Origin of the sequence: Bradyrhizobium rifense (genome assembly GCF_008123425.1) — a bacterium.
In the GTDB taxonomy this organism is placed as follows: Bacteria; Pseudomonadota; Alphaproteobacteria; order Rhizobiales; family Xanthobacteraceae; genus Bradyrhizobium; species Bradyrhizobium rifense.
Window position 1 is genome coordinate 1 of record NZ_VSSS01000060.1, and the last position, 19,982, is coordinate 19,982.

Consider the following 19,982-nt stretch of genomic DNA (forward strand, 5'->3'; position numbering starts at 1 on the left):
GTAAGACTAACCCACCCTACGCGTCGCGGCATTTACCCCAGCAGCACCGCATCCGCCGCCGCGACCGACTCCGCGCTTTCCGTCACGGTGCGCTCGAGCGCGCCCGCCTGCACGGTGATGTTCTCGGCGAAGAAGCGCGCGAGCGAGACGTAGCGCGCGGCCTCGGTATTGCCGTCGGCCTTGGCGGCGAGCGCCTCGGAGGCCAGCATGCAGCCGCCGAGCGTCGCGCCGAACTGCTGGAGATACGGCGTCGCGCCGGCGAGCGCCTCGTTCGGCGCAGACGTGACGCGCTCCAGCAGCCACTTGCTCGTCCGCGTCAGCGACTCCAGCGCCTCGCGCAACTTCACGCCGGTGGTGCCGAAAGCGGGATCGTTCGAGGCTTCGACCTGCTTGACGGTAGCTGAAAGCTCGTCGAGCAGCGCCCACACCGACGCCCCGCCATTGGCCGCAAGCTTGCGCGTGACGAGGTCGATCGCCTGGATGCCGTTGGTGCCCTCATAGATCGCGGTGATGCGCGCATCGCGATAATGCTGCGCGGCGCCGGTCTCCTCGATAAAACCCATGCCGCCATGCACCTGCACGCCGAGATAGGCGACCTCGTTGCCGACATCGGTGGAGTAACCCTTCGCCATCGGCGTCAACAGCGCGGCGCGTGCGGCGGCATCTGCCCGCACCTTGGGGTCCTTTGCGCGCGTCGAGACGTCGATCGCGACCGCAGTCGCATAGCAGATGGTGCGCGCGGCCGCGGTCTGAGCTCGCATCCGCATCAGCATGCGCTTGACGTCGGGATGCGCGAAGATCGCATCCGACCCGTCGCCCTTCTTGCCGATGGCGCGGCCCTGCTTGCGCTCCTGGGCGTAGGCCAGCGCCTGCTGATAGGCGCGATCGGCGACGCCGACGCCCTCGAGGCCGACGCCGAGGCGGGCCTGGTTCATCATGGTGAACATGCAGCGCATGCCCTGGTTCTCTTCGCCGATCAGGAAACCAATCGCGCCGCTATGATCGCCCATGGTCATGGTGCAGGTTGGCGAGGCGTGCATGCCGAGCTTGTGCTCGACCCCGCTCGCAAAGATGTCGTTGCGCGCACCGAGCGAGCCGTCTTCACTGACCATGAACTTAGGAACAAGAAAGAGCGAAATCCCCTTGGTGCCGGCCGGCGCATCCGGCAGTCGCGCCAGCACGAAATGCACGATGTTGTCGGTCATGTCGTGCTCGCCATAGGTGATGAAGATCTTCGTCCCCTTGATGCGATAGGTGCCGTCGGCCTGCTTCTCGGCGCGGGTGCGCAGCGCGCCAACGTCGGAGCCCGCCTGCGACTCGGTGAGCTGCATCGTGCCGGTCCATTCGCCGGTGACGAGCTTTTCGAGATAGATTTTCTTCAGCTCTTCGCTGCCATGTGCATCAAGCGCCTCGATCGCGGACGCCGTCAGCAGCGGGCAGAGGCCGAAGGCGAGATTCGAGGCGCTCCAGATCTCGGTGCAGGCGGCGTTGATCGCGGTCGGCAGGCCCTGGCCGCCGAAATCCTCCGGCCCCGAGACTGCATTCCAGCCGCCCTCGATCCAGCGCTTGTAGGCATCCGGCCAGCCCGGCGCGGTCGTGACCTTGCCGTCGTCGAGCTTGATGCCGTGCTCGTCGCCGACCTTGTTGAGCGGCGCCAGCACGTCGGTCGCGAACTTGCCGGCTTCTTCCAGCACCGCGGAGACGATGTCGGCGTCGAAATCGCCGTAATGGCCGGCTTCCAGGGCGGCCTTGAGGCCGGCGCCATGGTTGAGCGACAGCAGCATGTCAGAGATCGGCGCGCGGTAGGTCATGGCTCACTCCCGAGGACAGGTTTGGCGCCGTATTCCCATGAAACGCCGGAGGTCTCAATGGGCGGGAGGGCCGGGGCCGGGCAGGGATCGAGCAGGGATCGGGCTTATAATAGAGTGTGGCCGGGCCGGCCCTGGCCCCGCGGTATTTTGCCCCTCCAGGCGGTTGAAATGCTGCGCCGCTCCCTATAGACCGGCTGCGACCAGAGGGAATCTGCGGGTGCCGGTTCGTCCGCCGTTCCCCTCGTCGCCTGATGGGGCGTAGCCAAGCGGTAAGGCAGCGGATTTTGATTCCGCCATTCGGAGGTTCGATCCCTCCCGCCCCAGCCAGCGGACAAGCTGTTGAGTCCGTTAGGTAAGCAGCTCTATTCCAGTCAGGTCTTTGCGGCGCGTTTGGAAACAGGGATTGTTAGGCTGGGTCGAGAATCGAGCTGAACGGCGCGACCATGGCTGGATTATCTCCGCGGCTTTCATCCCAACATATGCCGCGGAAGCTGCTCGGGCAGGTCTGTTGTGCCCTCATCGTAGAATAGGGTGCGACGGCGAACAAATCGGACAACCGGTCGAGATGAGACGCTCGTGCGGAATTACAGCGGTGCTCCAGCTGCAAATCGCGTGGTCTTCTTTTCCTTGGCCGCCCGGAACGATGTCGACCCTGCACTTCCTGAGACCCAAGGACTCGCACGTCGCAATGCGATGCCCTGCCTGCACGTCGCTGCACTTCGTCAACAGCACAAGCGGCAAGGTGCTAGGCGAACCGGGCGGACCGAGGCGGCGCGCTCAGGGCGCCACTTGATCCGTCACGTCCTCGACGTGGTGCAGCAGAAACACCACTCGTCCGTCTTCGTCGTGAACCGGCGAGTTGATGGGCTGCCAGCGGCGCTCGACGAAGGGGCCGTCCGGATCGCGGGTATCGTAGCGCTGCACGGCCATTGCATGCGCGCGGCCGGTCTGCGCCACCGTGCGTAGCGAGGCGTAGAGGTTGCTCACCCGTCGGCGTGCGGATCATCCGGATTGTCGGGAAACACCTCGAAGAGGGATCGCCCCAGCACGCTCTCCCGCACGATGAGCGTGGCTTTGGCATAGGCGGCGTTGATGTCCACGATCTGCAGGCCAGGTCCGGGATCCAGCAGCATGTAGGGATGCGGCGACCCGTCGGAATCGGACAGCAGTTGCTCGCGGATTGCAGATGTCGCGACCCCGTTGACGTCCGTTTCCGAACTTCACAAACGCCACGCGCCACGCAAACGCATCCGTACACCTGCACCACCATGGCTTTGCGCCAAGCGCCATCGAGGAATTTGGGCAATCTTATGCCAGTGATGGGACCGAGAGCGTCGGTGTTTCCCAATACGCCATGCTTTACGTAGGCAAGCTCCGCGACCCGCCGAACCAGCAACACGATTGCATCGCAATTCTTCAGTGCGATGTCGCCGAAATAGCGGTTGACCGTCATCCGGAACGCCCGACACCCGCGAGATCGTCATTGCGTGATGGGGCATGCCGTTGGCCTCCTTGAGCATTGGAATTATTGGTGACTGCCCGATCGAGCCTCGCCGAGAAGGGGTGTCCGTCGACGTCTGTGAGCCGGAGCGATCTCGCCTGAAGAGCGGCGGCAGACGCAGGCGGGGGCAGTGTCACCGACGCAGCCGCTCCCATCGGTGCCCGGATCCCGAAGGGACCAGGCGCGAACTTGTTGTAGGCGTAATCGTTGGCGAAAGCGGCGTTTGGCAAGGCCGAGAGGGCGGCGTCGTCGTAATGTGCGACTGGCTGATTGCCCGCATCGAGCAGATCGGCTGCAACGACATGCACAGGCGCTTCCGGCGTGCCGGCATCGAGATAGACGTGAAAGCGAACGGAGCCATCAGGCAAAAATCTGGCATCGCTAACGGTGAGATGATGCTTTGTCGGGCTGACCGGCCCGCCATGGAAAGGCGTCACCACCGAGCCGCGATAGTAGCTGTAGGTGCCGATGTCGAACACCAGGACAAAGCCAAGCACGGCAAGTGCGAGATTGCGGAACGCGATGTCCTTGAGCGGCAGCGGCAGGCTTCCGGCCGTCCACCGAAACCAGCGTTTCCCTGCGAGCGCGGGATCGCGCCGGATCAGGACGTTGTCGATAGAGTAAGCGCCGCTGCCGCCTAGCAGCAGTGTTGCGCCCATCGCGAGATTGCAGGCGGCCATGGTCCATTCGTCGATGCAGGTCGCGCCCTGCCAGCCGAACATCGCCATCAGCAGCACCGAAAACCCTATCGACACCAAAGCAGCCGCGCGGGTCATAAGTCCCGCCATCAGCATCGCGCCGACGATCAGTTCGGCGGCACTGAACAGGATCACGCCGGTATAGAGCAGCCAAAAGTGATGCAGCATGAAGCTGATCAGATGATCGGTCCCGAACAGCGCCCCGGGCATTGCGGTCTGAAACTTGTTTGCCATCCAGGTGGGCGCGTCCGGGTTGAGCTTCGAGGGCGCGTAGATGAAACGCCGGGATCCGCCGCCCCAGTAGATGAAGCCCTGGATGACGCGGATTGACATCATGGCGAGCGAAGCCGTTCGCCATGAGCGCTGCGCGTCGGTTAGGCCCGCGGCCTTGTCAACCGGACGCGCGATGTTGGAAGCAGATGTGAGGGACAGAGTGGCCATAAGTGCTTCTCCTTGTTCGATCAGCCCGCCGATGTAGTGCCCGCGAACGGCTTGAATCCGTATCGCTCGAAGATCGAGAGCGCCGCGGGCGAGCGGATGAACGAAAGCCAAAGCTGCGCCGCCTCCGGGTGCGGCGCGTTCCGCACTTCGGCACCGGCATAGATCGCCGTTGTGTTCTGCGCCGACGGGATGTCGACATGGGTAATTGGATTGCCGACCTGCTCCTGGAAGGCCGCTTCCGATTGCCAGGTCACGCCCGCCTGCGCGCGCCCCTGCATCAGGAAGAGCGGCGTCTGCCGATGATGGATCTGGGTCAGAACCGTGCCGCCGTCGGCGACTTTGGCTTTGTATACAGTCGCCGCCAATGCTTCGCCGCCCGCCTTCTTCAATGAGGCTTCGATCTGGTGGGCGATACCTTCGAATTCAGGATTCGGCATCACGACATGAAGGCCGGGCCGCGCCAGATCGGAGAGAGTCTCGACATGGCCGGGGTTGCCGGACGGCACCATGATCGTCAGGGAATTGGTCACGTAGGAAACGGCCGGACCTGTCAACAGGCCCCGATCGATGAGACTTTGGACCTTTTTGAGCCCCGCAAGATAGGCGTCCGGCTTCGCCGTCCAGGTCATGTTGCCGGAGGTAACGGTCCCGCCAGCCACGATTTGCTTTTCGAGGACGCCGGGCGGAAGAGTTTCCCAATAGATTTTGCCGTTGAACTCGGGATGCTGTTGCTCAAACGCCGCGACCAGCGGTGCCATGGCGAAGAAGTAATTGCCGCCGACATACAGCACGAGCTTCGGGTCGGATACGTCGCCATGGAAATCAGCGAGATCGTCTACTTCCAGAACCGTAAACGAGAGCCCCCGTTGCGTGGCGTCGTTGTTCTCCCCGTGTTGCCAGGGAGGAAAGATCGAGTCGTTCTCGACCCGTTCCGCGGCTCGCGCGGCGAGCGGCAGGAGGAGGGCGGCGGCAAGTGCCGCGGTGAGGGCTGCCTTGCGCATTTGGTCTGCTCACGTGGCGTAGTGAAAGCCGGCCTGCTGCAGCTCCGGAATCGTCGCAACTATTCCGGGAGTCAGCACGATGCCATCGATGAGGTGGTTGGTCAGCTCGGCAGCCACCGCCTCGTGCGGGGCATGATCCGGATTCTTGCCGGAGGCGATCAGCTTTGCCGTCACTTCCCAGATCGCGTTGTGGCAAGCCAGGAAGACCGCGCCGCGCTCCTGCAGCGCTGGGATGGTGTCGCCGACCGGCCCGAATACGCTATCGGGATCCTCGCTCTGCGCGAAAGCGCTCGGCGCCGACTTCGGCATCGCCAGTGTATTGGTCTTGAAGCCGTTGCCGGTCAGCGTCGCGAGTTCATACTTCTCCCACATCGCTTGGTCGAACAACGCGAGGTGCGCCGTGCCATGCGTTGCGGAGACCGCCAGAAAGTCTTTGTGTGCGAAGGAAAAGATCTGCGCATTGATCGAGTTGCGCATCAAGTTGAGCCAGGGGCCCGCGAGATTGGTGTTGTCCCACACCTGCTTGCGCGTGCCGCGATAAGCGATGATCTCCTTGAGCGCGTCGCTATCCCAGAATGCGGATTGCTGAAGAATCATGGGCACTGTCTTGAAATCTCGTCGGCGCGGCGCGCGGCGTAGCCGGCCCATCAAATCGGCGAGCTCTTGGGCACCGGGCGGGATGATCTGCGCGGTCGTGGCCGCATGCGAGGGACCGGCTGCAAGCGCAGCGGTCCCGGCCACCAACGCGCCTAAGCTGACAAGGGCGGTGCGCCGTGAGCTATCGAGCGTCATTCAGTATCTCCTCAAGTTGCTTGCTGGTGAACCGATCGAGCATTGCTCGAAAGGTCCGCCTTGCTGTCTATGAGGTAGGAGCGTCGCGATGGCACACCAACGCAATTTTCAGATCGTTCCGATCACGAGATTCGATGAATACGATACGATTGGCGTTGTCCTCGCTCACTCGGCAGGCGCCGGAGGGATGTCGCATGACGCAGTTTGATGCCGTCGCGCACCGAATAGCCAATTCTGTAACCGATCGAGGTAGAGGTAGACGACTGGCGTGGTGTAGAGCGTGAGCACCTGCGACAATGCGAGGCCACCGACGATCGCGTAGCCTAATGGTTGACGGATCTCCGATCCCACGCCGGTGCCGACCATCATCGGCACGGCGCCAAGGAGCGCTGCCATCGTCGTCATGAGGATGGGACGGAAACGGTTGATGCACGCCTGGTAGATAGATTGCTCCGGTGTAAGGCCGTCGGTCTGTTCGGCCTGAATGGCGAAATCGACCAGCATGATGCCGTTCTTCTTGACGATACCGATGAGCAGAATGATTCCAACCACCGCGATCACGCTCAGGTCGTAATGAGCGGCCATCAGCAGCAGCAGCGCCCCGACGCCTGCCGAAGGGAGCGTGGAGATGATCGTGATCGGATGAATGATGCTTTCATAGAGCACGCCAAGGATGAGATAGATCACGAACAGCGACGCGGCGATCAGGATCGGAGTGCTCTTCAGCGAGGCGCCGAACGCCTGGGCGTTGCCCTGGAAGCTCGTCTGCAGCGACAGCGGCGGATGCAGCTCCTTTTCAATGGATTGTATACCGCTCACCGCCTCACCGATTGCGGCTCCGGGCGCCAGATTGAACGAGATCGTCACCGAGGGAAATTGCCCCTGGTGGTTCACGACGAGCGGCGAGACCTTCACCACCGAATCGACCAGCGTCGATAGCGGCACCTGCTGCCCGCTTGACGATTTGATGTAGATGCCGTTGAGCGCTTCGGGCCCATACTGGAATTTCGGGTTGACCTCCAGAACGACATGATATTGCTGAAGGGGCGTGTACATCGTCGAGACGATCCGCTGACCGAATGCGTCGTCGAGCGTGTTGTCGATTGTGTACGGCAGGATGCCATAGGACGAGGCGACCTCGCGCTTGATCGTGATGTCAAGCAGCGGCCCGGCATTGAGCTGGTCGGTGGTGACGTCAGCGACAGTGGGCAGCGCCTTGATCTTGTCGAGAAACAGACCCGCCCAATGGCTGAGCTCGCCGTGATCGGCATCGTTCATGGTGTACTGGAATTGGGTCTTGTTCAGCCGCGCGCCGACGGTGATGTCCTGCGCGGGCTGCATGTAGAGCGTGATGCCCTGGATGTTGGCAAGATTGGTTCGAAGTCGTGCGATCACCTTGCCGATCGGATCGCGCTGGTCGGCCGGCTTGAGCTGGATGAATACGCGGCCGTCGTTGACGGTGTAGGTGCCGCCGCCGGCGCCGACCGCCGAGCCCACCGATGCAACGGCAGGATCTCGCACGATCGCATCGAGCATGGCTTGCTGGCGCTCAGCCATCGCGTTGAACGAGATGTCCTGGGCGGCTTCGGATTGGCCCAGGATCAGGCCGGTATCCTGCTGAGGGAAGAAGCCCTTTGGAATGATGACATAGAGATATCCGGTCACCACGATGGTAGCGATCATCACCATCAAGGTGATGAAGCGATGCCGCAGCACGACTTTCAGACCAGCTTCGTAGGCATTGAGCAGCAGGTCGAAGCCGCGCTCGGACCAGCGGTAGAGGCGGCCGTGCTCATGGCTCTCGGGTTTGAGCAGGTAAGCGCACATCATCGGCGTCAGGGTCCTGGAGATCACCAGGGAAAGCATCAGCGCGACGCTCACGGTGATTGCGAATTCGCGGAACAGAAGGCCGACATAGCCGCTCATCAGGAAGAGCGGAATGAAGACGGCGATCAGCGAGAACGTGATCGCCATCACCGTGAAGCCGATTTCGCCGGATCCCTTCATCGCTGCGTCGTATGGGGACAGGCCTTCCTCGATATGCCGCGTGATGTTCTCGATTTCGACGACTGCGTCGTCGACGACGAATCCGACGGCGATCGACAGCGCCATCAGCGAGAGATTATCGAGGCTATAGCCCATTTCGTAGAGGATCGCGAAAGTGCCGATCAGGGAGAGCGGCACCGTGACGGCTGGAATGATGGTTGCCCAGAAGCTGCGAAGGAATATGAAGATCACCATCACGACGAGGGCAATCGTCAGGAGCAACGTGAACTCCACGTCCGCAACCGAAGCGCGGATCGTCTGGGTGCGGTCTGAAATGACTTTTACCTTGATGGCGGCCGGGATCGACGCCTGGAGGGTCGGCATCATCGCCTTGATACGCTGCACTGTCTCGATCACGTTGGCCCCAGGCTGCCGTTGCACGGAGAGCAAGATGGCGCGCTTGTTGTTGTACCAGCCCGCGATCAGATCGTTTTCGCCAGCGCTGACGGCGCGTCCGATGTCGCGAATGCGAACGGGCGATCCGTTACGATAGGCAATGACCAGATCGGCATATTGATCCGGATGGAACAGCTGATCGTTGGTGTTGAGCGTATAGGTCTGGCGTGGGCTGTTGAGCGTTCCCTTAGCCAAATCGACGTTGGCCTGGCCAAGAACGGTACGAACATCCTCCAGGTTGATGCCACGTGCGGCCAGCGCCTGCGGATCGACCTGGACGCGCACTGCGGCCTTCTGCTGGCCGCCGATGCCGACAAGGCCCACGCCCTGAACCTGCGAGATCTTCTGCAGCAGGATGTTCTCGGCATACGCGTCGACCGTGGTGAGCGGCAGGCTGTCCGAGGTGAGACCCAGCACGAGGATCGGCGTATCGGCCGGATTGACCTTCCGGATCGTCGGCGGATAGGGCATGCCGGTGGGCAGATACGGGCTGGCCGCGTTGATGGCCGAGAGCGTATCGCTGACAGCGCCGTCGATCTGGCGGTTCAAGTCGAATTGCAGCGTGACCTGGGTGTAACCGAGTGCGCTCGCCGACGTCATCTGCGTGAGACCGGGTATTTCCCCGAATTGGAGCTCGAGCGGCGAGGCGACCGAGGAGGCCATCGTCTGCGGGTCGGCGCCAGGCATCTGTGCGGTGACGGTCAGCGTCGGATAGTTGACGTTCGGCAGTGCAGCCACCGGCAGCAACGGATAGGCGACAAGCCCGGCAGCCAACAATCCGATCATCAGCAGCGCGGTCGCGATCGGCCGCCGGATAAAGGGTGCGGAGATGTTCATGGAATGGGTGCCTGCAAAGCGTCTTGGGCGGCGGCTTCCTGAGCGGCCTTGCCATGCAGCAGGACGACGCGCGTTCCCGGCCGCAGCTTGTATTGTCCGTCAGTCACGACTTGCTCGTTGGCTTCGAGACCGGAATCGATCAGCGCCTGACCGTCACTGATCTGCGCAACCTTGATCTGGCGGATGGAGACCGTGTCGTCCGAATTGACGACGTAGGCATATGGCCCGTTCGGTCCTTGCTGGACGACGGAGGCGGGGACCGTCAGGCCGTTGTGCCGTGTATCGAGCAGCAGTCGTGCATTGACGAGCTCGCCGGGCCAGAGGCTGCTCTCCTTGTTGGGAAAGTTCGCCTTGAGCTGGATCGAGCCGGTGGTCTGGAGGATCTCGTTGTTGACGAGTCCGAGCTGTCCCTCGCCAAGCCGAATCGTATTGTCCTGGTTGTAGGCCAGAACGGAAAGAGGTGTTTTCGTTTTCCGCTGCTGTTGCTGGATCTGCGGAAGAGCGGTCTCCGGCAGGGTGAAGATCAGCGAGATCGGATCAAGCTGAGTCACGACGCAGAGGCCGTTCGTGCTTGACGGGCTGATGATATTGCCAATGTCGATCTGACGAATGCCAACCACACCATTGATCGGAGACGTAAGCCGCGTGAAACTGAGCTGCACCTTTGCGGCGTCGATCAGTGCCTGATCGGCCTTGATCGCCGCCTGCAGCTGGCTGACTTGCGCATTTTGCGTTTCAATCAATTGCGGCGTGGCCCAGCCTTTGTCGCCGAGCTGGTTGTAACGGGCTTGATTGGCGCGCGCATTTGCGAGTTGTGCCTGATCGCGTTCCAGGTTGGCGGCATATTGATCGATCAAAGCCTGGTAAGGCCGCGGATCGATCTGTGCGAGCAGATCGCCAGCATGGACCTGCTGGCCCTCGGTGAAGTTGATGCTGATGATCTGCCCCTGGATCTGGGCGCGCACGATGTCGGTGTTGTAGGCGATCACAGTGCCGACGCCGGTCAGATAGATCGGGACGTCATGCCGGGCGACGGTGCCGGCGACGATCGGAACAGCTGGCGCCGGAGCCGGTGCAGCGGCGGCCTTCTGCAAGGGGTCAAGGTGCGTAAGGTGCAGCAGGCCGGCACTCGCAATGACCACGGCCGATACGGCGGCTGAGATGACGATCTTCGTTTTCATGGATGTTGCTCCGGAAGGCAGAAGCTCAGTAGCCGCCTGAGGATGCGGATGCAGAGGATGAGCATCAAGGTGTGGCGATCGAAGCGGGCGCCGTGGCGGGGGCGGTTACAGTCGGCACCGTCGGCGCGATGCTACCCGTCACTAGCGGTGCTGCCGGCGCGGGAAGCAGTGTCGCAGAGCTAACACCGAGATTGCCGATCTCCGTTGAGTCGAGCGGAATGCCGGTCTTGGGACTGCCGCCGGGCGTTGTCGGGGCCGTCGAACTCGGGCTTGAGGATGCGGCGAAGCTGCTCGAGCCGGAGCCGCACATGCCCGACATGCCGGCGGTATCGAGCGTGCCCGATGTGGTCGACATCCCGGAACCTGGCGTCATCGTCGACATCGACGAGGTCGCCGCTATTCCGGACGACATATCTATCGAGGCTGCTGTATTCCCGGCCGCGCTGCCGGCGGCCGTTGTTGATCCCGCCATCGCCATTCCGCCGCCGTCATAGGTCGACGTCGAGCCGTACATTCCGCTCGGCGAGAGACCGAGGGTTGAGCATCCAGTGCCGGTGGAGGGAATGGCGATGCTGCTGGTGACCATAGGGGCCGGGCTGATGCCTGATGAAGGAAGTTCGGTTGCACCAAGGCCGATCCCCAAGGGCGAAATCGCCGCTCCCATGTTGCTGCCAAGCGGGGAAGTCGCTCCCACCGTCGGAGTCGGGAGCGCCATCCCTGTCACCTGTGCAAGCGCCCCACCGCTCGCGAGGAAGGCAAGGCAGGCGGCGATCAAGCGATATCTCACGGGTGTGCTCCATTGCAAAGAAGCGGTGAAATGAACCTAACGATCGCTGACGAATGCCCTTGCGGTTTTGCACGAAATTCGCGTGACATCGGTCTCGGGCAGCGGCAATCCCAAAGGGAACAAAGAGAAAGACCCGCCGAGGCGGGTCGCTTCGTCTTTCAAGCGCGGCGCAGATCAATAGCGTGCGACAAATGCTCAGGCCTGTGTCGGCAAATGGGTAAGAATCTTGTCGAGTGTTATCGGATAGCTCCTGATCCTTGCGCCGCAGGCGTTGTAGATCGCATTGGCGATCGCCGCTCCGGCACCGCAGATCCCGAGCTCGCCGATCCCCTTGCTCTTCAGCGGATTGGAGCGCTCGTCCAGCTCCGGAAGGAAGATGGCTTCCACGCCCGGCGGGATATCCGCATGCACCGGCACGTGGTACTCGGCCAAGTCGTGGTTGACGAAGTAGCCAAAGCGAGGATCGAGCACGAGGTCCTCGTGCAGGGCCGCGCCGACGCCGAACACCATTCCGCCAATAGCTTGCGAGCGCGCCGTCTTTGCGTTCAGCACGCGTCCGGCAGCGAATACGCCCAGCATTCGCCGCAAGCGCACTTCTCCGGTATCCCGGTCAACGCCAACCTCCGCAAAATGCGCGCCATAGGATTGCTGAGAGAAGTCCTGATTGTTGCGGCCCGGGCTGATTTCGCCCTCGGCTTCAATTCCGGAACCGACAAGTTCTGTGAGGCTGACAGAGCGCTCTGCCGTTGCAATGTGGCCGTCGCCAAAACGCGCTGTATTGGGATCCATGCCGGCCCGTACCGCCAGTTTCTCGCGCAAGGCCTGACACGCGTCGAACAGTGCCGATCCGGAGCTCGCCGCGCCGAACGAGCCGCCTGAGCCGGCTGCTTCCGGAAAGATCGTATCGCCGAGATCAACCCGCACTCTTTCAATCGGCAATCCCAGCATCTCGGCGGCGATCTGTGCCAGGATCGTGTAGGTCCCCGTGCCGATATCGGTCATTGCCATTTTCACGGTGGCCAATCCATCGGGATCCAGCCGTACATTGGCTCTCGAGTACCGGAGGGGATTGCCTCGGGTTCCGGCAGACATGCCCGTTCCGACCAACCAGTGTCCGTCCCGAACCTGACCGGGGATCGAATTGCGCTTGTCCCAGCCGAACCGACGTGCGCCCTCCTGCATGCAGGCAACCAGATTGCGACTGGAGTAGGGGATGTGCTTTTCAGGATCCTCGGCGGGCTCATTCCGGATTCGCAGCTCGATCGGATCGAGCTTCAGCCTTTCCGCAAGCTCGTCCATGGCGCACTCCAGCGCGAGCAGGCCGACCGCCTCGCCGGGCGCGCGCATGGAAGATGCGACGGGAATGTCGAGCGGCACCAGGCGATGCCGCGTCAGCCGATTGGGGCCGGCATAGAGGGAACGGGTCTGAAGCGCGGCAGCCTCGTAGACCTGTTCGGACGGAAAGTTGCCGGAGAAGACGTCGTGGCCGATCGCGACAATCCGGCCGTCGCGGTCGGTACCGAGGCGGATGCGCTGGATGGTGTCAGAGCGATGCGTCGTCACATGGAAGATCTGCTGCCTCGTGAGCGCGACCTTGACGGGACGCTTGAGGTATCGTGAAGCGATTGCGGCAAGAATGGCATCGGCGTTCACCCATAGCTTGCCGCCGAAGCCGCCGCCGATGAAGGGGCTGACCAGCCGAACGTTTCCGATGGGGATGTTCAACGTCCTGGCGATGGCCTGCTGGCCCTGATTCAGCATCTGGTTCGCCGTATGCAGGATCAACTTGTCGTCGTCCCACATCGCGAGCGTCGCATGCGGCTCCATCATCGCGTGGCTTTGCAGCGGGGTACTGTAGGACACATCGATCTGCACAGGCGCGCCCGCATACGCGTCCGAGAAATTTCCGACTTCGCTGTCGGCCGGTGCACCGTCCGTTTGGTGCGGGACGCGGGCCTGGTCGAGATGTTGGGGCAGAGCGTAGTGTCCTCCGTCCCGATCATACCGCACGTTGACCAGAAACGCGGCGGCCCTGGCCTGCTCGAATGTTTCGGCAACGACGAACGCGACGGGCTCGCCGTAGCGGGACACGACAGGGCCCGTGAGCACGGGATGGGCCTCGCGATGATTGCCGGTCCCCTGCTTGGGAGAGTTGCGATAGGTGAGGACGAGTTTGACGCCTGGCGCCCGCTCGGCCGCGAGCGTTTCGATCGAGGCGATCTCGCCCTTTGCGATCGAAGCTTCAACGACAAACCCGTAGAGTGCGTCCTGTTGCATCTCGTAGGCGTAGCGTGCACCGCCGGTGACCTTCAGTCGTCCGTCGACACGATCGAGCGATTTGCCGACGACCTTCTCGGCATCCAGCGCATTGGCCCCAACCGGTGCATCCATGTCCATTTTGATGTTCCTCAGATACGGGTGATCTCGCCGAGCACGGCATGCAGGGTGCGGCGGGTCAGCGGAATTTTGAAATCGTTGGAGCCGACGCCATGCGCGCCCTGGAGAACCGCGTCCGCGGCTGCATCGAACGAATTGACGCCGGCAACTGCATTCGCGAGACTTTGCTCGGCGGCGGTGACGCGCCACGGCTTGGGAGCAAGCCCGCCGAACGCGAGCCGCGCCGAGCGAATTCGGCCGCGAACGCTATCGACGATGGCCGCCACCGAAACCAGCGCAAAAGCGTAGGACGCGCGGTCGCGCACCTTTCGGTAGACCTGCGTGCCCGGAGGCGGCGGAGGCAGCGTCACGGCCGTGACGATCTCGCCCGTACCCAGAGCCGACTCAATTTGTGGCGTGCGGCCTGGAAGCCGGTGGAAGTCGGCGATCGGGATCGTGCGGGCTCTGCCTTCATGGTCAATCGTCTCGACCTTTGCATCGAGCGCGCGCATGGCAACGGCCATATCCGACGGATGGGTCGCGATGCACGCCTCGCTACCCCCCAGGATCGCATGGATGCGGTTGAAGCCGGCGAGCGCAGAACAGCCCGAGCCGGGTACACGCTTGTTGCAGGGTTTTGTGACGTCGTAGAAGTAGTAGCAGCGCGTCCGCTGCAGCAGATTGCCGGCCGTCGTCGCCTTGTTGCGCAATTGAGCACTCGCGCCGGCGAGCAGGGCACGGCTTAGCACGCCGTAGTGCTGCCGCACCCGCGGATCTGCCGCGAGGTCGGTGTTGCGGACCAACGCGCCGATACGCAAGCCGCCTTCCGAGGTCTCTTCGATCTTGCCGAGCGGCAGCCGGTTGATGTCGACCAGGGTCGATGGGGTCTCCACCTGCAACTTCATGAGATCGAGCAGGTTGGTGCCGCCGGCAATGAACTTGACGCCGGGTTTGTTCGCTGCGATAGCGGCATCCGTGACCGATTGCGCGCGCCCATAGGAGAAGGCTTTCATGTCTGTTCTCCCATTGCCTGCCTGATCGCCGCGACGATGTTCGGGTAGGCCGCGCAGCGGCAGATATTGCCGCTCATCCGCTCACGAATTTCATCGTCGCTGAGCTCCGCAGCCAACTGGGTGAGATCCGCGGTCACGTAACTCGGCACACCCTCGCGACTTTCCGCGAGCATGCCCACTGCTGAGCAGATCTGGCCCGAAGTGCAGTAGCCGCACTGAAACCCGTCATGCTCGACGAACGCGGCCTGCATGGGATGCAGTTCTTCGCCGGAAGCAAGTCCTTCAACCGTGGTTATCGAGTGGCCATCGTGCATGACTGCTAGCGTAAGGCATGAATTGATGCGACGTCCCTCGACCAGAACGGTGCAGGCGCCGCACTGGCCGTGATCGCATCCCTTCTTCGAGCCGGTGAACGCCAGATGCTCGCGCAAGGCGTCCAGCAAGGTTGTGCGGGGATCGAGCGTTAGATTGTGCAGGTGGCTGTTGACCCGAAGTGCGATTGACGTGGGAAGGGGGTCAACGTGACCGGTCCCGGAGGCAAGCGCGCCTCGTGGAAGGCTGCTCAACAGGAGCGCGGTGGTGCCGGTCTCGATAACCGTCCGGCGCGTGACCTCCGCGGTTGGAAAAATGGCGTGTGTATCTTCCATGTCTGTTCCGTGTTTGCAGGGCAAATCAAAGATTGTCGGGGTTAGGTCGCCTCGCCCATGGCCAGGTCGCGTCCGGCAGATTGACGACGATAGGTAGAGGCGTGCTGCGCACCACGACCCACCGGAAAGGAAGAAGCTGGGAGGGATTGATCTCCATATGCGGAAGAAACGCAGGGACGTGAATGAAGTCGCCGGCCTTCGCGCGTGCAGAGAATTCACCCTTGTCGCCCCAGCGAACTTCGCAACGGCCTGACAGGACGAATGCGATCGTGTCCTGTTCGCCGTGGTGGTGGATTCCGGTTCGTGCGCCCGGCTCAACTTCGAAGAGGCCGCCCCAGATTGACGAGTTGATGCCCAGCGACGGTCCGATCGCGGCGAAGCGATGGGAGCCTGATGTCTGGGCCGTCGTCGCGTCGAAGCGGTCTCGGCTCACGATTTGGATTGCAGATCGCGTGTCCATCATGCCGCCTCCCGATCCGGAGGTGCCATGAATTCGGGACCGATGGGATCCTTGATCGTCTCCTGAAGAATTCGATCGATTTCGGCCATGGCTTCAGCATCGATCCGCCACCCGAGCACGTCGGCGATCGGCGAAAGCTGCTCGGCGCGCCGGGCGCCCCACAGCGCGATGTTCCGCTCGCCACGATCGAGTACCCAGCGCACCGCCAGATGGATCACTCCTCTGTTGAAGCGTTCCCGTGCGAACTGGTCGAGGCGCTCCACGGCGTCGAGATATTGCTGAAAGCGGGGCGATCGAAACTTGGGGTCGTTCTTCCGCAGGTCGTCGCCGGTGAAGCGGCTCGATGTGGACATGCTCCCGGACAGCAGGCCGCGGCACAGCGAGCCGTAAGCCAGCAGGGCGATCTTCACCTCCTGACAATAGGGGAGCACGTCTTGTTCAATTGCGCGTTCGAACAGATTGTAGGGCGGCTGAGCCGTATGAAGTGGCGCGACCTTGCGGAATTCATCCATTTGCGCCGGGCTGAAATTGCTGACGCCGACCGCCCGAATTTTGCCGTCGCGGTGCAGCGCGCTGACCGCCTCGGCAGTTTCGGCAATCGGCGTCAGCGGATCAGGCCAGTGCACCTGATAGAGATCGATGACATCCGTCCGAAGCCGGCGCAAAGAGCCCTCGGCTTCCTCGATGATTCGGGCCTTGCGCGCGTTGCGGAACGGTTGGCCGTTCCTCCAGTCGAGCCCGACCTTTGTGGCGATGATGGCGTTCTGGCGGCGACCGTCGACGAGGGCCTTTCCGACGATTTCTTCCGAGCGGCCGAATCCGTAGACGGGCGCTGTATCGATGAGATTGATTCCGCGATCGAGCGCTTCCTGGATGGTTCTGATTGCATCGCTTTCGTCGGTTCCGCCCCACATCCAGCCACCGATCGCCCAAGTCCCGAGCGCAATGCGAGATGCTCGGATGGATGTGCCGGGAATGTCGATGTATTCCATGTTTCTTTTCGGGGCGACTTTCATTGCTTACTCCTGTCTTGTCTGCGCGCACCTGATTGCATGAGATGACGCCGGGGGAGGGTCGCGCGAACCGATCTCGATGCTCTGATCGGACACCTGCTGTGTCTGGACATCGCGGCTGCTACTGCACGCCTGCGGCGTTTTGAGTGGACGACTTGATAGGTCCGAAGTATTGCCGCTGGCGATGCGTCGCTATTAAATTGGACTTCAGAGTCGTCACTTTGAATTGACGCCCCGGAATGGGGCTGCCGTCGGTCCGGATGACGCAAGCGGATCCGGACCGAAGGCAGGGAGCTCCAGGTCACTAGCTGCAGCTTAGCGGCAGCGGCTGATCGGGATGCAAGGCGTACCAATCGTAGCAGTCGGGGTCGCCATAGTAGTACCCGTAACCCGGCCGGTATCTGCCGTAGTGATTCATGGCGTGGTCATGGATACCCGTGCCATACGGATGGGGATGATCGTCACCGATCCGACCCATGTCGCCGCGCATTGCCATGCCGCCGACATGAACGCCTCCGCCGAAGCCGCCCACGTGCGCACCGCCGCCGATACCGCCGATGTGCGCGCCTCCACCGAAACCGCCCATGTGTCCGCCGCCGCCGAAACCGCCCATGTGTCCGCCACCGCCGAAACCTCCGCCGTGACCGCCACCACCTCCGCCGCCGCCCCGTGCATCCGCCGCGCCGACAGCCAGTGCGGAGGCAAGCGCGGCCGTAGCCAGGATCATCATCACTCGTTTCATCGGGATACTCCTCGTATTTGAATGTTCACCGGTCAGCGCGGCATCCGTACGCTGCTGCGTGGCCAGGCGTTTGCGATGCTTGAAAGAGTAGGGACGCGTGTCAGCCGCGCCATTCAAATTGCCTTCACAAAGACCGGAGTACCGCCTGCTCGCGGCAAGTCGAGACACTGCGAGACCAAAGAGGCACGCGGTTGACGCTTTCTGCCGCAGAGAACGTTCAACAAAAAACGGGCTGGAAGAGAGTCCAGCCCGCTCTTTGTCGGTGTGCTGATCGACCAGGTGTCACAAGTGCCAAGGCGCAACAAGAACAGTCGAACAAGCCGAACCGCAGTCCGCAGATCAGAACGCGCCAGTGCCCGGTTCGCAGGGGACGTTGTTGCCGGTCCACGGCGCCGTTGCAAAGGCGCCGACGCGCGGCGCCGGAACGCAGGCACGGTCACCGGAATAGAACGGCGCTTCCGGCGCAGCGGCATTGGCTTCCACAGCGGTATGGCGAGCGAGGCTGACGCTTTCACGCGCCATGGCGGGCGTCGCAAGCATGGCCACCGCAATCAGTCCAGTCGACAGAAGTTTGAGATTCGTCATTGAGCTTCTCCGTTGAAAAAGAGCGGGCCGAGTCAAGGAGCGGCCCGTCCGACCAGATGGGATGGATCACGGATCAGCCAAACGCACGAAACATTCACGTGGCTTCAATGGAGCGTGACTCGGACATGCGCGAAGTGACGTCGATCGGTATCGATGCGCGTTTTGCCAGAACCCCGTCTATCGCGATGCGCGCGACAGTCGCGCGTGCGATCGCGCGACTTCCAGGTTCTACAGTTTCATATTTGGAGGGTGCAGGCGGTCGCGTAGACCTTATCGAGAGCGCAGGTCGAAGGGGGAAGATAGATTGAATGGAAGGAGATCGGCCACGCGGCGGCTCTCCGTTGAGTCCTCACGTCGAGCGCCGCGTTGAGGCGATGTTGCCGAGCCGCGCGGGCTGGCAGGCCTACAATCCCGCTTCCTCTGAAGCCACCATTCCGAGTGCCGTCCAGTCAAGTCCGCCATGCCCACGCGCGATCCCGGTGATCAACCGGTCGCGGACGACCCCGACCGATGGCATGGGAGCGCCGGCCAGCTCCGCCTCGGCCAGCGCCAGGCGCACGTCCTTGAGCGCCAGCGGCATGGTCAACCCTGGCTTGAAACTGCCGGCAATAAGCCGGCTGCCATAGTTTTTGTGAACGCGGCTGTCGAACATCGTGCCGGTCATGATGTCCACGAACTGTTGAGGATCCTGTCCACGCTTCCGCAGGACGGTCACGATCTCTCCGAGGACCTCGAGAGCGGTCGCCGTCATCATATTGCCGAGCAGCTTGATCAGATTGGCCTGCGCGGGGTCCGTCCCGATGACCAAAGTCTGCCCTAGCGAATCCGTCACTGGTCGGCAACGTTCACACGCAGCGGGGTTGCCTGCCAGGATGACAGTCAGCTGGCGGGCACGCGCGGCGTCGGGATTGCCAAACACGGGGGCGGCAACGTAGCCTTGACCGCGACGTTCATGCTCGAGCAGAAACTCGGCCGAGGCCTCGGTGCTGATGGTGCTCATCGACAGATGGATCACGCCAGGCCGCAACGAATCCGATATTCCGAATGTTCCAAAGAAGACATTCCGCACGGCGGCGTCATCCGGCAGCATGGTGACGATGATGTCGCTGTCGAACAGGTCCGGACGACGAGTCGTTGCCGCTACTCCGAGCGCCTGGAGCTCGTTGATGCGCTCCGGCCGACGTACATAGGCGCACACGTTGCGACCGTCGGCCGCGAGATTGGCCGCCATGGCTGTACCCATCAGGCCAAGCCCGATGAATCCGATTTTGGAGGACATCAGCGCATCAACTCGCGGATTGCCATTCGTACCCGGTTCGTCGACATCGTCCAGCATGGTGGCTCGTTCTCTCGATTGCGTACCCGGGAACGTAGGCATCCGGTCGAAGGATGTCGTTTAAAATCGATTTCAATGTTGGGAGAAGCGGGGGTGCCAGCACAGCCGTGTCGCGGGGCGACATATGTCCCGCCCGGGGCGCCTCCGGATCACCCAAGGTCCTTAAATCGCTATTTAATGGCGCTGTCTCGGAAGGGTGGTTATGTCTCTCGTCGATAGTCCTGCCGCGCTTTGCCAAGGCGGCCTGATCATCCGGAGCGGGCGGCGCTACGCCGAGTCAGTGGGGTAGCGCGGTCCGGCTCATTCTAAGTCGGCTATT

The 19,982-nt window shown here is 62.3% G+C and carries 17 protein-coding genes and 1 tRNA gene; 2 read left to right on the forward strand and 16 right to left on the reverse strand.

The features are described 5' to 3' along the window. Positions 1 to 32: 32 nt before the first annotated feature. Positions 33 to 1,811, reverse strand: a complete 1,779-nt coding sequence (locus FXB40_RS35045) for an acyl-CoA dehydrogenase family protein (RefSeq protein WP_148776851.1) — start codon at positions 1,809 to 1,811, stop codon at positions 33 to 35. Positions 1,812 to 2,063: 252 nt separating this feature from the next. Between FXB40_RS35045 and FXB40_RS35050 the strand changes: the two genes are divergently transcribed. Continuing rightward, positions 2,064 to 2,138, forward strand: a tRNA-Gln gene (locus FXB40_RS35050). A 450-nt stretch (positions 2,139 to 2,588) separates the two neighbouring features. Here FXB40_RS35050 and FXB40_RS49515 read toward each other — a convergent pair. The 7 genes from FXB40_RS49515 to FXB40_RS35080 form a co-directional block, all read right to left on the reverse strand. Next, positions 2,589 to 2,798: a PAS domain-containing protein gene (locus tag FXB40_RS49515; RefSeq protein WP_246208161.1), complete on the reverse strand. Its 210-nt coding sequence runs from the start codon at positions 2,796 to 2,798 to the stop codon at positions 2,589 to 2,591. After that, complete coding sequence (locus FXB40_RS49520; protein WP_246208164.1) at positions 2,795 to 2,944, reverse strand: hypothetical protein; 150 nt, start codon at positions 2,942 to 2,944, stop codon at positions 2,795 to 2,797. Before FXB40_RS49520 ends, FXB40_RS49515 begins: the two co-directional genes overlap by 4 nt. Positions 2,945 to 3,260: 316 nt before the next feature. Continuing rightward, positions 3,261 to 4,451, reverse strand: a complete 1,191-nt coding sequence (locus FXB40_RS35060; protein ID WP_148776852.1) for a TQO small subunit DoxD — start codon at positions 4,449 to 4,451, stop codon at positions 3,261 to 3,263. A 20-nt stretch (positions 4,452 to 4,471) separates the two neighbouring features. Next, complete coding sequence (locus FXB40_RS35065; RefSeq protein WP_148776853.1) at positions 4,472 to 5,452, reverse strand: substrate-binding domain-containing protein; 981 nt, start codon at positions 5,450 to 5,452, stop codon at positions 4,472 to 4,474. A 9-nt stretch (positions 5,453 to 5,461) separates the two neighbouring features. Next, the gene (gene tetH / locus FXB40_RS35070) at positions 5,462 to 6,244 is read right to left on the reverse strand and encodes a thiosulfate dehydrogenase (protein WP_148776854.1); all 783 of its coding nucleotides are present in this window, start codon (positions 6,242 to 6,244) and stop codon (positions 5,462 to 5,464) included. A gap of 165 nt (positions 6,245 to 6,409) precedes the next feature. Continuing rightward, a complete protein-coding gene (locus FXB40_RS35075; protein ID WP_148776855.1) occupies positions 6,410 to 9,523 on the reverse strand; it encodes an efflux RND transporter permease subunit in 3,114 nt (1,037 codons plus the stop codon). Next, positions 9,520 to 10,704 carry an efflux RND transporter periplasmic adaptor subunit gene (locus FXB40_RS35080; protein WP_148776856.1) on the reverse strand — a complete coding sequence of 395 codons (1,185 nt, stop codon included), beginning with the start codon at positions 10,702 to 10,704 and terminating at the stop codon, positions 9,520 to 9,522. The genes FXB40_RS35075 and FXB40_RS35080 overlap by 4 nt, the downstream gene beginning before the upstream one ends. Before the next feature lie 218 nt (positions 10,705 to 10,922). Here FXB40_RS35080 and FXB40_RS35085 point away from each other — a divergent pair, with 218 nt between their 5' ends. Next, the gene (locus FXB40_RS35085; RefSeq protein ID WP_148776857.1) at positions 10,923 to 11,198 is read left to right on the forward strand and encodes a hypothetical protein; all 276 of its coding nucleotides are present in this window, start codon (positions 10,923 to 10,925) and stop codon (positions 11,196 to 11,198) included. A 488-nt stretch (positions 11,199 to 11,686) separates the two neighbouring features. On the opposite strand, the gene FXB40_RS35090 is transcribed toward FXB40_RS35085, so the two are convergent. The 8 genes from FXB40_RS35090 to FXB40_RS35125 form a co-directional block, all read right to left on the reverse strand. Then, positions 11,687 to 13,888: a xanthine dehydrogenase family protein molybdopterin-binding subunit gene (locus FXB40_RS35090; protein ID WP_148776858.1), complete on the reverse strand. Its 2,202-nt coding sequence runs from the start codon at positions 13,886 to 13,888 to the stop codon at positions 11,687 to 11,689. Between the two features lie 11 nt (positions 13,889 to 13,899). Then, complete coding sequence (locus FXB40_RS35095) at positions 13,900 to 14,880, reverse strand: FAD binding domain-containing protein (RefSeq protein WP_148776859.1); 981 nt, start codon at positions 14,878 to 14,880, stop codon at positions 13,900 to 13,902. Next, positions 14,877 to 15,527 carry a 2Fe-2S iron-sulfur cluster-binding protein gene (locus FXB40_RS35100; RefSeq protein ID WP_148776860.1) on the reverse strand — a complete coding sequence of 217 codons (651 nt, stop codon included), beginning with the start codon at positions 15,525 to 15,527 and terminating at the stop codon, positions 14,877 to 14,879. The genes FXB40_RS35095 and FXB40_RS35100 overlap by 4 nt, the downstream gene beginning before the upstream one ends. 25 nt (positions 15,528 to 15,552) lie before the next feature. Then, positions 15,553 to 15,990 carry a cupin domain-containing protein gene (locus FXB40_RS35105; protein WP_148776861.1) on the reverse strand — a complete coding sequence of 146 codons (438 nt, stop codon included), beginning with the start codon at positions 15,988 to 15,990 and terminating at the stop codon, positions 15,553 to 15,555. Further along, entirely contained in the window at positions 15,987 to 17,003 is a 1,017-nt protein-coding gene (locus FXB40_RS35110; protein WP_283812982.1) for an aldo/keto reductase, read from the reverse strand. Before FXB40_RS35110 ends, FXB40_RS35105 begins: the two co-directional genes overlap by 4 nt. Positions 17,004 to 17,304: 301 nt before the next feature. Beyond that, a complete protein-coding gene (locus FXB40_RS35115; RefSeq protein WP_148776862.1) occupies positions 17,305 to 17,742 on the reverse strand; it encodes a hypothetical protein in 438 nt (145 codons plus the stop codon). Between the two features lie 339 nt (positions 17,743 to 18,081). Then, positions 18,082 to 18,327 (reverse strand): hypothetical protein, encoded by a 246-nt coding sequence (locus tag FXB40_RS35120; RefSeq protein ID WP_148776863.1) that lies wholly within the window; start codon positions 18,325 to 18,327, stop codon positions 18,082 to 18,084. Positions 18,328 to 18,730: 403 nt separating this feature from the next. After that, on the reverse strand, positions 18,731 to 19,663 hold the full coding sequence (locus tag FXB40_RS35125; protein ID WP_187437359.1) for an NAD(P)-dependent oxidoreductase: 933 nt from the start codon (positions 19,661 to 19,663) through the stop codon (positions 18,731 to 18,733). Positions 19,664 to 19,982 lie beyond the last annotated feature (319 nt).

Excerpts from the sequence above, each read along its gene's own strand:
- FXB40_RS35085 (WP_148776857.1), top strand. The coding sequence starts at position 10,923 with ATGCCGGTCTTGGGACTGCCGCCGGGCGTTGTCGGGGCCGTCGAACTC.
- FXB40_RS35080 (WP_148776856.1), bottom strand. The coding sequence starts at position 10,704 with ATGAAAACGAAGATCGTCATCTCAGCCGCCGTATCGGCCGTGGTCATT.
- FXB40_RS35110 (WP_283812982.1), bottom strand. The coding sequence starts at position 17,003 with ATGAAAGTCGCCCCGAAAAGAAACATGGAATACATCGACATTCCCGGC.
- FXB40_RS35100 (WP_148776860.1), bottom strand. The coding sequence starts at position 15,527 with ATGGAAGATACACACGCCATTTTTCCAACCGCGGAGGTCACGCGCCGG.
- FXB40_RS35065 (WP_148776853.1), bottom strand. The coding sequence starts at position 5,452 with ATGCGCAAGGCAGCCCTCACCGCGGCACTTGCCGCCGCCCTCCTCCTG.
- FXB40_RS35105 (WP_148776861.1), bottom strand. The coding sequence starts at position 15,990 with ATGATGGACACGCGATCTGCAATCCAAATCGTGAGCCGAGACCGCTTC.
- FXB40_RS49520 (WP_246208164.1), bottom strand. The coding sequence starts at position 2,944 with ATGCTGCTGGATCCCGGACCTGGCCTGCAGATCGTGGACATCAACGCC.
- FXB40_RS35095 (WP_148776859.1), bottom strand. The coding sequence starts at position 14,880 with ATGAAAGCCTTCTCCTATGGGCGCGCGCAATCGGTCACGGATGCCGCT.
- FXB40_RS35045 (WP_148776851.1), bottom strand. The coding sequence starts at position 1,811 with ATGACCTACCGCGCGCCGATCTCTGACATGCTGCTGTCGCTCAACCAT.
- FXB40_RS35060 (WP_148776852.1), bottom strand. The coding sequence starts at position 4,451 with ATGGCCACTCTGTCCCTCACATCTGCTTCCAACATCGCGCGTCCGGTT.
- FXB40_RS35120 (WP_148776863.1), bottom strand. The coding sequence starts at position 18,327 with ATGACGAATCTCAAACTTCTGTCGACTGGACTGATTGCGGTGGCCATG.
- FXB40_RS35075 (WP_148776855.1), bottom strand. The coding sequence starts at position 9,523 with ATGAACATCTCCGCACCCTTTATCCGGCGGCCGATCGCGACCGCGCTG.
- FXB40_RS35115 (WP_148776862.1), bottom strand. The coding sequence starts at position 17,742 with ATGAAACGAGTGATGATGATCCTGGCTACGGCCGCGCTTGCCTCCGCA.
- tetH (WP_148776854.1), bottom strand. The coding sequence starts at position 6,244 with ATGACGCTCGATAGCTCACGGCGCACCGCCCTTGTCAGCTTAGGCGCG.
- FXB40_RS35125 (WP_187437359.1), bottom strand. The coding sequence starts at position 19,663 with ATGCTGGACGATGTCGACGAACCGGGTACGAATGGCAATCCGCGAGTT.
- FXB40_RS35090 (WP_148776858.1), bottom strand. The coding sequence starts at position 13,888 with ATGGACATGGATGCACCGGTTGGGGCCAATGCGCTGGATGCCGAGAAG.